This window comes from Acaryochloris marina MBIC11017, from assembly GCF_000018105.1.
GTDB classification, from domain to species: domain Bacteria; phylum Cyanobacteriota; class Cyanobacteriia; order Thermosynechococcales; family Thermosynechococcaceae; genus Acaryochloris; species Acaryochloris marina.
On record NC_009925.1, the window covers coordinates 1,280,820 to 1,292,350 of the forward strand.

Annotated in this window: 15 protein-coding genes and 1 pseudogene; 14 read left to right on the forward strand and 2 right to left on the reverse strand. The window is 47.4% G+C overall.

Annotated elements, in window-relative coordinates; genetic code table 11:
• Nucleotide 1: 1 nt before the first annotated feature.
• Nucleotides 2-2,272 (reverse strand): AAA family ATPase, encoded by a 2,271-nt coding sequence (locus AM1_RS05755; protein ID WP_012161862.1) that lies wholly within the window; start codon nucleotides 2,270-2,272, stop codon nucleotides 2-4.
• A gap of 148 nt (nucleotides 2,273-2,420) precedes the next feature.
• Here AM1_RS05755 and AM1_RS05760 point away from each other — a divergent pair, with 148 nt between their 5' ends.
• The 5 genes from AM1_RS05760 to AM1_RS05780 all read left to right on the forward strand — a co-directional run bounded on the left by AM1_RS05760 (nucleotide 2,421) and on the right by AM1_RS05780 (nucleotide 4,745).
• Nucleotides 2,421-3,104: a S24 family peptidase gene (locus AM1_RS05760; RefSeq protein WP_012161863.1), complete on the forward strand. Its 684-nt coding sequence runs from the start codon at nucleotides 2,421-2,423 to the stop codon at nucleotides 3,102-3,104.
• A 191-nt stretch (nucleotides 3,105-3,295) separates the two neighbouring features.
• The gene (locus AM1_RS05765; protein ID WP_012161864.1) at nucleotides 3,296-3,541 is read left to right on the forward strand and encodes a type II toxin-antitoxin system RelN family antitoxin; all 246 of its coding nucleotides are present in this window, start codon (nucleotides 3,296-3,298) and stop codon (nucleotides 3,539-3,541) included.
• On the forward strand, nucleotides 3,531-3,887 hold the full coding sequence (locus AM1_RS05770) for a type II toxin-antitoxin system RelE/ParE family toxin (RefSeq protein WP_012161865.1): 357 nt from the start codon (nucleotides 3,531-3,533) through the stop codon (nucleotides 3,885-3,887). The genes AM1_RS05765 and AM1_RS05770 overlap by 11 nt, the downstream gene beginning before the upstream one ends.
• Nucleotides 3,888-3,981: 94 nt before the next feature.
• Nucleotides 3,982-4,248, forward strand: a complete 267-nt coding sequence (locus AM1_RS05775; protein WP_041659243.1) for a hypothetical protein — start codon at nucleotides 3,982-3,984, stop codon at nucleotides 4,246-4,248.
• Complete coding sequence (locus tag AM1_RS05780; protein ID WP_012161867.1) at nucleotides 4,227-4,745, forward strand: hypothetical protein; 519 nt, start codon at nucleotides 4,227-4,229, stop codon at nucleotides 4,743-4,745. Before AM1_RS05775 ends, AM1_RS05780 begins: the two co-directional genes overlap by 22 nt.
• Here AM1_RS05780 and AM1_RS43900 read toward each other — a convergent pair.
• Nucleotides 4,742-4,867, reverse strand: coding sequence for a hypothetical protein (locus AM1_RS43900; protein ID WP_012161868.1), 126 nt, complete (start codon nucleotides 4,865-4,867; stop codon nucleotides 4,742-4,744). The two genes, AM1_RS05780 and AM1_RS43900, sit on opposite strands and share 4 nt — an antisense overlap.
• On the opposite strand from AM1_RS43900, the gene AM1_RS05785 reads away from it, so the two are divergent.
• The 9 genes and pseudogenes from AM1_RS05785 (at nucleotide 4,866) to pgr5 (ending at nucleotide 11,486) form a co-directional block, all read left to right on the forward strand.
• On the forward strand, nucleotides 4,866-5,801 hold the full coding sequence (locus tag AM1_RS05785; RefSeq protein ID WP_012161869.1) for an ATP-binding protein: 936 nt from the start codon (nucleotides 4,866-4,868) through the stop codon (nucleotides 5,799-5,801). The two genes, AM1_RS43900 and AM1_RS05785, sit on opposite strands and share 2 nt — an antisense overlap.
• Complete coding sequence (locus AM1_RS05790) at nucleotides 5,798-6,862, forward strand: metal-dependent hydrolase (RefSeq protein WP_012161870.1); 1,065 nt, start codon at nucleotides 5,798-5,800, stop codon at nucleotides 6,860-6,862. The genes AM1_RS05785 and AM1_RS05790 overlap by 4 nt, the downstream gene beginning before the upstream one ends.
• A pseudogene (locus AM1_RS44390) lies at nucleotides 6,849-7,945 on the forward strand (ATP-binding protein). Before AM1_RS05790 ends, AM1_RS44390 begins: the two are co-directional and overlap by 14 nt.
• Before the next feature lies 1 nt (nucleotide 7,946).
• A complete protein-coding gene (locus AM1_RS38530) occupies nucleotides 7,947-8,234 on the forward strand; it encodes a hypothetical protein (RefSeq protein WP_012161871.1) in 288 nt (95 codons plus the stop codon).
• Complete coding sequence (locus tag AM1_RS05800; RefSeq protein WP_012161872.1) at nucleotides 8,183-9,139, forward strand: HlyD family secretion protein; 957 nt, start codon at nucleotides 8,183-8,185, stop codon at nucleotides 9,137-9,139. Before AM1_RS38530 ends, AM1_RS05800 begins: the two co-directional genes overlap by 52 nt.
• Before the next feature lie 97 nt (nucleotides 9,140-9,236).
• Nucleotides 9,237-9,380: a chlorophyll A-B binding protein gene (locus tag AM1_RS43060; RefSeq protein ID WP_071819935.1), complete on the forward strand. Its 144-nt coding sequence runs from the start codon at nucleotides 9,237-9,239 to the stop codon at nucleotides 9,378-9,380.
• Between the two features lie 318 nt (nucleotides 9,381-9,698).
• Nucleotides 9,699-9,857 carry a high light inducible protein gene (locus AM1_RS05805; RefSeq protein ID WP_012161875.1) on the forward strand — a complete coding sequence of 53 codons (159 nt, stop codon included), beginning with the start codon at nucleotides 9,699-9,701 and terminating at the stop codon, nucleotides 9,855-9,857.
• 120 nt (nucleotides 9,858-9,977) lie between these two features.
• Nucleotides 9,978-10,934, forward strand: coding sequence for an RNA polymerase sigma factor, RpoD/SigA family (locus AM1_RS05810; RefSeq protein ID WP_012161876.1), 957 nt, complete (start codon nucleotides 9,978-9,980; stop codon nucleotides 10,932-10,934).
• A gap of 354 nt (nucleotides 10,935-11,288) precedes the next feature.
• Entirely contained in the window at nucleotides 11,289-11,486 is a 198-nt protein-coding gene (gene pgr5, locus AM1_RS05815) for a cyclic electron transport protein PGR5 (protein WP_041659246.1), read from the forward strand.
• The last annotated feature ends 45 nt before the right edge of the window (nucleotides 11,487-11,531 follow it).

The window sequence follows — 11,531 nt, forward strand, 5'->3', positions numbered from 1 at the left end:
GCTATATATATAGATCTCGTGGGTGCTGATTGGAATGATCAGATGACACTGGCTCTTGGTCTGACTGGTTTTGCAGCTCTTTCTCACTTTCAGAACCAAGATCTAACCCTTCATGTTGCAGATCGCCTGTGTCCCAAGATGGATGATCACCTGACAAAGATCCTTGATATACCGTTGTTTTTGTCATGTGATCAGATTTAGGTAAATCCTGGTCAAGTGACACCGACCCATGCCCAGACTGGCTTTTGGTCATCTGATCACCCAGTTCGGGAGACACGAAGACTTTTTTGCGAGACTTACCCCCTCGTCCATTATTCGCCTCCACCTCTCGTACCTCTTCTGTAATATGGCCTTGTCGCCACAGCCGCTTAACCAGGCGGCGCATATGGGATTGGCTACTGCAGAAGTGAGTCGCCAGTTCTGCTACCTCAAATGGAACTCCTGGCGACTGCTGGAAATACTCCAGTAATCGCCCCTCCAAATTCCCTTGCCCTTGGGGCGTGCCTTGATAATCCCCGTGATAGACAATCACACAATCATCCGGGTCATAGCTGATCACAAACTTGCCCGAACAGCGGCTGCGAGATTTATTGATACTCCAGATCCGCTGATCCTCCGGTAGCTTATCCTCTGGCTTAGGATGACGGAGATACCAAACTTCGCTGACATTATCGGGAATAGCAGTTGTCCCTCGGCTCTCCCCCAGCTTGTTCGTGTGATGGAGAATCAGAAACGTACATCCATAGGTATTGGCAATATTCCGCAAGTCATAGATACAAGCCCCATAGTTGGTATCTTTCTCCGCTAGCTCACTCGCCCGGTTCGCTGCCGTAAACGAATCAATAATCACCAGGGTGGGTCGCTCTTGCTCAATCCACTGTTGGAGCTGAGGTAGTTGAGAGAACTGCCACTCCGTCTCTACTTGAACCATCCCCGGTTGAAACTGCTCATAATTGGCATCCCGTAATGAATCGGAGAAATCCACATCCGGCTCATCGGTTTGGATAATCAACACCTTGCCCTGAGTGGTGCGATAGCCATTCCAAGTTTGTCCAGAGGCCACTGCAAACGCCAAATCATAGCTCAGCCGACTTTTACCCGTGCCTCCATCCGCAATCAATGCAATGGTGCTGGCCTTGGGAATCTTGCCAGCAATAATCCATTCCCGATTTTCTGGCGCACAAGCCAAGAAATCGACCACGTCCATTGGTGCAAAGGGACGAGCGCAGTCCAATCGAGTCTGATACAGCTTTCGTAACTGAGCAGCAGAAAGATCGGTTCGTTTCGCTAGCCGATTCAGTTCCCAGAGCTGACGAGCTGTGTCTTCAAGCTGAAGAATTTTCTCAATTTCTTCTAGGCATTGCTCATAACTCAGTCGTCCAGAATGGGCTGTGTTCACAGGGTTCTTAGCTTTCTGAGCCGCTGCCCGAATCTGCTCCACACTACATCCAGCATTCAAAGCATCCGAAATATCCCAGCCTTGGGGTGGAGCAGTCCCAATAAAAGGAACTTGAGCAATTCTGGCTCTACTGCCCAATTGGAGAGCCAGCTTCTCAGCCCCCTGTTGTCCTGGGGCATCACGGTCATAGAAAATAGAGACCTGCCCCGGCAAACGCTCCAGTTGTCGAGCAGAAGGAACCACATTGCAGCCACAAGTAAACGTGGCTACAGCAATTGTCTTACAGCTCCGCATCACCCAACCCAACAAGATCGCATCCCATTCCCCCTCACATAGGAAAGTCTGGGTTGCCCCAGGAGGCCAATGGGTAAAGTAAACCATTGCTGGAATCCCTTTTTGAGACCAGGCGGGTTTATCGCTCCAAGGCTCAACTCTGATCTTTCGGTAGTAACGAGTATCTTGATCATCCGCAGGAATAGGAATGATAATTCCAGATCGACCATGATGAGTCACCAAACCTAAACGATAGTGTTGAATTAGCTCAGTGGTTATCCCTCGATCTTTCAACCACTTTTGGGCTTGTCCTCGTTTTCCATCATTGCCATTCAGCAGCCAATCTGTAGTCGCCTGTAGTTGATTCGCAAAATAGACTAACGGGGGATCTGAATTCACCTGATTCTTAGCGACAGACTTTTCTGTGCCTAGGCTGTCGCGGATTTCTTCAGGGGTACAGCCTGCATGACACTTGTATGCTCCACTATCTAACAGAGCCAAGCTTTTCTGGGATGGACGACGGCCCTTTTTACGACTGCAGCTAGGACAGTACGCTCGTCCGCTAGCGTTGAAGTTGATAAAGTCTTGAATCTCAAACATATAAATGCCCAACGCAAAACCTATCTGCTGGTCAGTCCCATGGATAGGACACCTGCAGAAAGCTAATTTCTTTAAGCAGTATATATATACTATCCCAAAAAAGGATATTCATGCAGAATAGTCATATAATTCTTGGCATGAGTCAGTGGTGGATACCTCCATGCGTAAGGTCTTTAATGCAGATAGTTTTACAGGTCGAATGGCTATCTTGGTGGATGAGTACAAAAATGCAACTCATCTCGCCAAAGTGGTCGGCGTGAATGACCGAACGATCCGAAAATGGATGGCGGGAACGGAACCCGCTCGAAACTATTTGGAGCTACTGGCTGAAAAGCTTGAGGTCAATATCGAATGGCTGGTGTTGGGCCGGGGACCTATTCGGCGGGTGGATGGGGGGATTGGTGATGGCACTTATGTCCAAATCCCTCTCTATGATGTTCGAGCGGGGGCTGGGGAAGGCATGATTGCTGAGGACAAGGAGCAAATAGAGGAGCTGATGGCGTTTAGTCGATCTTGGATTCGCAGTGAGTTACGTACTAGCCCAGCTCATTTGAGTTTGATTCATGTCAGTGGAGATTCGATGGAACCGACTCTGCGACCTGGAGATGTGGTGCTGGTGGATCAGCACCAAGCGGAAGGGGGAACGGATGGGGTTTATGTGTTGCGCCGGGATGGACATTTGCAGATTAAGCGTCTGCATTGGTTATCAGGGAAGGTTTTGAAGATTATTAGTGATAATCCCATCTATCAGCCAATTGAGGTGGATTTATCTCAGTTGACGGAGGAGTTTCAGATTATTGGCCGAGTGATTTGGGGTGGGAAGCGATTTTAATGGGTATGGGAAATTGAGTTGTAATAGCCCAGCCAAAATCTCTGCAAGAGAGAGATACTAGAAAATGTCTGAGCTAAGGCCCCCCTTTATGATCTGCACTGTTCCAATAACGTAGACGTTTGAGGTAGTTATCAGCTAATACGGTGATAACCCTCGGTATGCATGAGATATTTAACCCGAGCGTGACAGCTATGAAAGCGATTGAAACTACAGCAACCATTAATGATCAAGGGCAACTCGCCCTTGATCAGCCCCTTGAACTAGCTCAACGTCGTCGGGTTAGAGTCATTGTCCTTATCTCAGAAGAAGACGAGCCGGATCCTGACGACACTCCAAACTCAGTCGTCATGGACGGTCTCCGTCAGGGGTTCCACGAAGCACTCACTGGTCAAACCATCCCTCTCTCGCAAATGTGGGATGGCATTGATGCCGAATAACGCATCAGATATTGAAGTTGCGCTAACCCATCGCTTTCAAAGGGATCTCCGCACCCTCGCTAAGCGCTATCGTCGCATTCGCTCCGATGTGGAACCCCTGATTGAGCAACTACAGGCTGGTGAGCTTCCAGGAGATCAGATTACAGGCATAGAATACACACTCTTCAAAGTTCGCCTCAAAAATAGTGATATTCAAAAGGGCAAGAGTGCGGGCTATCGGGTTATTTACTACCTCAAAACTCAAGCTCGGATCATCTTGGTAACCATCTATTCAAAGTCGGATCGAGCTGACATTGACAACCAAACCTTGCGAGAAGCGATCGCACAATTTGAGCAAGACCGTTAAAAGCATCGAGGAAAATAGTACAAATAAACTATAATCAACGGTGGTGTGCCTCAAGTATGGACCATCACTTTTTGATTCATTTATCCCATCACCGATGAACCATTCATCTGTGTTGTATTCCCGCAGAGATGCTGTAGAGCTGTTGTCTGAAGAGCGGGGGCGATCTCCCCGTCATCTCCTAACGCCTAGCCTGTTGAGCAAATGGTGTGCCGACTTAGGTTTCAAGTTGGGTTTGAAGGAGTTTGATACTGATCAGATGGCCCAGCTGAGGGCTATGAACCAGCACTATGCCTGTGGCGGCAGCAGGAAAGAACTCTTAAACAAGATGAGGAACCCCCAATGGTACCAATCACCGAACTGATGAAATATGGCAGTCGTCGCAAAATTGAGGCGATTGCAGCTGAACTTGGCTACCCCAAAGCTGACGAATACCCTGAAGAAGTCCTAGAAGAAGTTCAGAAAAGAGCCAGTACCAAGAAACAGCCCGTTAGCTCCAAAGCTCACACTGCAGCCGATTCTGAGACTGAAGCCGAAGCTCAACAAGACCTTAGCTATGTGCAACAGGCTGCTGAGCACCGAGCTGCAGGGCTTCTGATTTCCCTTGATGCCCTGACTATGATGCATTGCGCCTCTCGTCAGTTCACGGATCCTAAACTGCAACAAGCCGTCAACGACTCTCAAACCCAGCTCAAGCAAATGCTAGCGGGTGTTGCCGTCTACTATGACCCCGACCATTTTTTATCCCCCACCCCGCTAGCCCAGATCACGGCTGGGGGGAATGGTTCGACACCATCTCCGAAATCGCTCAATGGCAAGCCAAGCGACTCCGAGCTGAACGTCGTCGAAGTCGTCTGTTAACGGTATTGATTGCTGCGATGGCCGAAGGCCGGTCGGAGACCATCGCAATCGGTATCACCGTCATCCTCACCCATAGATCGGAGCATCCAAAACCGGAACCCCCAATCGGAACTGAACACCATGCCGATTAAACGCCACAAACGCCGACTCGCCAATGGTGAAGAGCGCATCTATCTCTATGCTGTGTCTAAAGATGGCTCGCAGAGAAGATCGCTATCCAGCGCTCCTGCCAGTTCCGTTTCCCTTCCTCTCTATAGAAAGGCAGAAAAAAATCGCATTGTCGCCGCTTTACAAGCTAACTCCAGCTTGTTGGTTGTTGGTGAGGCTGGTATCGGCAAAAGCGTTCTGGGAGAAGCCGTGGCAGAAGAACTGCAGGAATTGGGTTTTATGGTTGCGATCGCACATCCCTTAACAGCAAAACAAGCCTACTTGGATATTGCCCAGCAGTTAGGTGTAGAGACAGAAACCATAGAAGGCAAATCTCTGACCTCGAACCAGTTATCAACCGCGATCTCAGAATGGCTAAAAGACAATACCGCCTTCGTCATCTGTGATGATGCCCATCGGTATACGGTCCAGTTTCATACTTGGCTTGCTCAACTCCATGAGCAAGGTCAATCTCTGCTGCTATTGGCAACCTTCCCGCCAGCCCGAGATATTTTTCTAAGGTTGCCTCGAATCGAACTCAAACCCCTTACCGATAAACCCATTCGTCAGATTATGCGGTCCACGGCTCAGAGTCTTGGCATCGACATGATGCCATCTCAATTATCCAAACTGCAGCAGCGTTGTGGAGGAAATCCCATGTTGGCTCAACGGGTTGTTCGTGAGGAATATTTGGGTCTGGACGCAACCAACCCGGACCATACTCAATGGATTGATGGCACTCCGTTTCTCATCGCTGGCCTGATGGTGTTGGTGATTACTCGCTTTATTGGCTTGGGGCTTAACAGCACTAGCCTCTATTTAATCGGTGGCATTCTTACGGTGGCCGTGGGTGTGATTCGTTTATTGGTCTATGCCATGCCCCGCAAGTCAGGGAAGTTAGGCCAATGATGATTATCACTCATACTGCCCTGAGTATTGCCGGGACTGCTTTAACGATGGGGACAGCAGATCCAGTTGTGCTGGGAGCGGCTGCCCTAGCAACCCAGCTCCCAGATATGGATACGAGTAAATCTCTACCGGGTCGAATTCTCTTCCCTGTAAGCCGATGGTTAGAAAAGCGCTTTCCCCATCGGTCGGTGACCCATAGCTTTATTGCTACTGGGCTGATTGCGTTCATCGGTTTGCCTCTGATGGTTGTGAGACAGCCTATTTGGCAAGCGGTTGTCTTGGGTTATTTCTTTGGCTGGTTTGGGGATGTGTTCACGAAGTCTGGGGTCTGTGCGTTTTATCCCAGTTCTGCTCGATTAGTGATTCCGGGTAATCCTCGAATGAGATTGTCTACTGGCAGTGGTGCTGAGGTCTTTGTGTTTGTGGCTCTACTGGCGATTGCGATCGCAACTATAAACATCAACAGCAACGGTGGTGTGCTAACTGCTTTCAACAAAGTCCTGGGTGTTCCCAGTGGGGCCGTGGAAATTGTCGGCGAAGAGGGGAGTAAGTTTCTGATGATTGCCCAAATTCGAGGTCGAAATGCCATCACCCAGCAGCGCATTGATGCCAGCTTTGAGGTAATTAAGCCCCTGACTCAGAATGATTTACTGGTCAAAGATAAGCAGGGAATTGTTTATCGGGCAGGCGTTAGTCAGGAATCACAAATTCTGGCCAGTCAAATTCAGGTGCAGCGAAGTTCGCCCATTTCGGTACAGCTGCAGTCAATATCCCTTGACAGTGAAGACGTCTATGCAGCCGTCGCCAATCTACCCCCAGAACGCACCTACATTACAGGGACTCTGACTATCGAAGATTCTGAAGATTTGCAGCTGCGAACCAACCCTCAGCAGTTCAGCACAATTACGTTACAGCCTGCTCAAGGATATGCGATGGCCGAAGGCCGGTCGAAGACCATCGCACATTTGGTATCAGCCAGTCCACAGGAGGTTGCTCAACAACTCGGCCCCTACTTTGCCTCTGGATCGCTCATTGCGAGGACCATTAATGTTCGCTCGTGAGAAACCACTGCCCCAAGCCGTACTCAGCCCCAATCCTCCACAGACTAATGATCTGATCGAGGAAGATGGAATCCTCTTGGGTAGTGCCTATTGGAATCCTGAAATGTTGCCCAATGGCCATATTGTGGCGATTGGGGCGAGTGGTTCGGGCAAGACGCAAACCCTAAAAGCGATCGCCTATGCCCTTCGTCAGACTTATCCTCAAACCCAAGTCATCTTGATTGACTTTCATGGTGATCAAGATATTGAGGGTGAAACCTGTTTCCCTCTTCATATGAATAGTGATTGGGGCATCAATCTGCTGGTGTTGAATTTAGATCCTGAAGGTGGTGGTCCCAACTTGCAGTCAATCCAAGTGGCAGCGCTGCTTAAAAAGACTTTGCGGCTAGGCCCTAATCAGGAGGGTCTAACACTGGATGTTCTAGGAGAGTGTTATCACCGTCGGGGATTCTCCAATCTGATAGTTCGACTTGGACACATGAGCCACCCAACTTTACGGATGTGCAAAGGGTCATTGAAGACCGCATTGAGGAGGGTTGCAAGGATAGTCAGAAGTTACAGCTCAAGTTGGCAGCAACCTTTACCTACGGCATTTTTAATCGAGATCAGCTTCTTTTGAGCGAGAAGCTAATTCGGGTTGACTTGTCCAAGTTGCCTCCTGAGCTAGCAGCCATTGCTGCTGAATCTTTAGCCCGTCAACTGATGAACAATCATCGGTTACAAGGAGAGATTGAGGGCAAGTTACCTCACACCTATTTATTCATCGATGAAGCGAAAGAGATGCCCAAGGTGGTGGGTTCGGCTTGCGATCGCATTATTGCCGACGGTCGTAAGTATGGACTGGCCCTGGTATTGGCGTCTCAGTCGGAGCGTCATCTCAGCCTGGACGTGATTGGTAACTCTGCCACCAAGATTGTCTTGCCCGTAGACCAAACAGAGGCAAAGAAAGTTGCTCGAAAGTTTCGTTTTGCCGAGCAAAAGGTAGCCCAGTTAAAACCGCTCACAGCCTTGTGCCGATTTGGTACCCAGGCACAACAAGTGGAGATCACCCCTTATTTTCAGAGAATTCAGGAGGGGCGTTGATTTGATTACCAGATTTAGAGCCATCATCAGAAAAAGTGTTCCGGCTTGGCTGAATGTGGAGGTGAACCGATATTTTATTCAGAATTTGCGGGAGGCGTTAACGCCGCCTACACACTCCAAGTCGTTTGGCCCCCATTGGCGCAGAATTTCTCAGGTTTATTCAGCCTTGGATCAGGCTGAAGCAGGGGCGACTTATTCTTCTTTGATTCAGCATGTTCGACAGGTGACGGGGACAGGATGTTCAAGAAGGTTGATTGCCAAATGGAAGCGAGAACGGGGATTGCGATAGCGGTGCTATTGGTGGGGTGTGCTCAGCCCCAGATTTCAAATGAAACTACTGAGACGATTGCTGCTGTGTCGCCCACCAGTACACCTCGACCAGCACCTCCCCAAAAGAATACTCCCCGACGATTAAAGTTGCGGTTGACCTTAGATCGGCCAGAAGATTTAAAGGTCAAGGTTGGTGATGAAGTCGTGAAGGGGCAAATTCTGAGCGAACGCTCTGCAATCCGAACCAGGCTCATGCAGAAGCGTAATATTGTGGGCCACAAACTTAAGCAACTTCAAAGGCCAAAAATATCTTCCCTCTCTGCAGTGGAGAAAGCTGAGGTGGAGCAAGCCCGCTTCAATGTGGAACAGGCGAGAAGTGCAATCTCAGCTTTCCATGCTGATTCTCCCTGGACAGACTATGCCCGCTCCGTGCTGCCAATTTCTGAGAATATTCCATTGGGGCAATTGCAGAACCAGTATCTGCAAGCCAAGGGAGAGCTTGCAATCGCAATTGCCAAGCTACAGGACTCTCAGCAGAGGAATAAAGTTCTACAGCATTCTTCATCTCAAACAGGTGAGCTTACTGCCCAATTGCAGGAGATTGAGGAGAATTTAAACACTATGGGTCTGGTACATTCCCCCATCAACGGCTGGATTAAATCAATCAAATGGGTGGGACAAACCAATCGAGAGTTGCAGATTGAGATGACTGTGACTGTACGGTCTAAGCTTCAGGTCAAAGCCAATCACCCAAAAGCACATCATGGGAATGTCCACTTTTTCGAGTCAAGGTCAGTTGCAACAACAAATCAAAGTAAAGACGGGGTAAGAGAGATGAAGTGGTATCACTATTTGGCAGCCTCTGAAGCGTTTTTCCCGACCAACACAATCCTCCCATTTGGCGAATGGTGTTTCTGGGAATGAAATCCCTTCGCCTTCCTGCAGTTGACAGTTTATAAAGCTACTGTTACATTTATTTATATAAAGTTACATTAAGCATGATATTACGGAGTCAAAAATTATGAATTCATCTAACAATTTCTTTGGTTTCAATCCCTTCGCTGAAGCTTGGAGTGGCCGCCTTGCCATGGTTGGCCTTTATATTGCCTTGATCATTGAACTCGTAACAGGTAAGGGGGTCTTGCACTTTTGGGGATTGATATAAATCGCTTCTAGCGTTGCCCATTTTTCAACTCTCCTATCACCTACATCCTATATGTAACAAAGCATTGATGGATAACTGCCAAACGGTGAAATCTCTTTATAAGCAGCTTCAATATTCTCAGCCGATCCAATATAAACCCTTCTTAAACCCAGCCAAAAGGCTGGGTTTTTTCTTAGATCTTGCCCCTCCAATACAGCAGAGCCAATCTTTTGCCTCAACATTCAGGACAGCCTTTCTGTTAACCTACTACTTGACAAAACTTTACATATTGTTTACATCAATTTACATGGTTGATTTGTATTTACGGAGTCAAACACCATGAGCATCAAGAATCAAACTTGGGGTTTTAACAGCTTTGCAGAGACCTTTAGTGGTCGCTTAGCAATGTATGGATTTTTCATCGCCTTGATCACTGAGTTATTGACTGGAAAAGGAATCATTGGACAACTAACCGCATTTTTCTTCTTTGTTAACTAGTTTCTACTTGCATCTGGCTTATCGTCCTGAATCGTCCTTAGTTATTCTTTCCTTCTTTCTTGACCCCAGTTGTGAGCTGGGGTCATTTGTTTCTCCTTTCATCATTGAATCCTTCCCATCATGAAATCCTCAGTTCAGAGTAAAGATTCGATTACCGCTTATTTGCAGGAAATTGGCCGGTTTCCTTTGTTGAACCATGAACAAGAAATCATCTTTGGCAAACAAGTTCAGCGAATGATCATGTTGCAGGAACTCAAGCAACAGTTGCACGAACAACTCGAACGGGAGCCTAATCTGTCGGAATGGGCAGATCAAGCTGACATTCCTGTCTCTCAATTGCAGAAAGAGCTGAAGTTAGGTCAAACAGCCAATCGTAAAATGGTTGAGTCCAATTTGCGATTAGTCGTCTCTATTGCCAAGAAATATAACAAAGCTAAACTTGAATTCCTCGATCTAATCCAAGAAGGCACCATTGGCTTGCAACGAGGGGTGGAGAAGTTCGACCCAACCAAAGGCTATCGATTTTCCACCTATGCTTATTGGTGGATTCGCCAAGCCATGACTCGCGCCATTGCCGAACAAGAACGTACTATTCGCTTGCCAATCCATATCAATGAGAAATTAAACAAGCTGCGTAAAGTCAAACGGCAACTCTCCCTCAAACTCCATCGAGATCCGACGGTTGCAGAGTTAGCCACTGAGATGGAGCTTTCCCCTAAGAAAGTTGAAGCCTTCTTGAGTTATGCCCGTCATTCGATTTCCTTGGATGTTCAAGTGGGCGATCAGCAAAATACTGAATTATGGGAACTACTAGAAGACCCTCATGCATCCCCAGAAGACTATGCAACAGCATCCTATTTGCAGTCAGATTTAGCCAAACTCCTAAACGTTCTCAATCCTCAACAACGGGAAGTAATTACCTTACGATATGGCCTGATTGACCAGAACCCCTTGACCTTAGCAAAGGTGGGGGAGCGTCTTAACGTCAGTCGAGAATGGGTGCGTCGGGTTGAGCGAGAAGCATTTCAACTGCTGCGGTCACAGAAAGTGGTCTTACAAGAGTATCTGGCTTCTTAGCCTAGAACCACTTCAATCTCCTACTACCTCTAAACGGCTCTTCGGTGGAAGAGCCGTTTCTCTTTATATACCGTTACAAAACTAATCGACCAAGGAACTTCCTGATGCTGTTACGAAGTTCCCTAATAAATATAAAAGCCAAAAATAAAGATTAAAACTTTATTTATCATCTTATTTCGCTGATTATTTATCTATAAATCTCTATTTATCTATAATTCTCTATTTTTAAGTAGGAAAACAATCATTATTTTCTCGAATATTATTACCACAAATGAATGAATATGTAAATATATTTGACATAACGTTACAAAATAGTTAATATATTTTACATAACGTTACAAAAAGGAGTTCATCATGTTTGCCCCTCTCGTCGTACTAGTCCGCAACATTGTTGGTCAGCCCAAATTCGTAAAGCTGAGAGGTAAAGCTATCGCCATGCACTCTAAAGCCATCACGAATTTCTGCAATCAAGTAGGGATTGACCGGAGTCGCCGTCAAGGTTGGATTCGACTAGCTCGCGACAATGGCAAACGCCTTGGGCTCCTCGCATAAAACGCCAGCGTTGAACGTTATCGCCACCTATCGAGTGATGCTTTC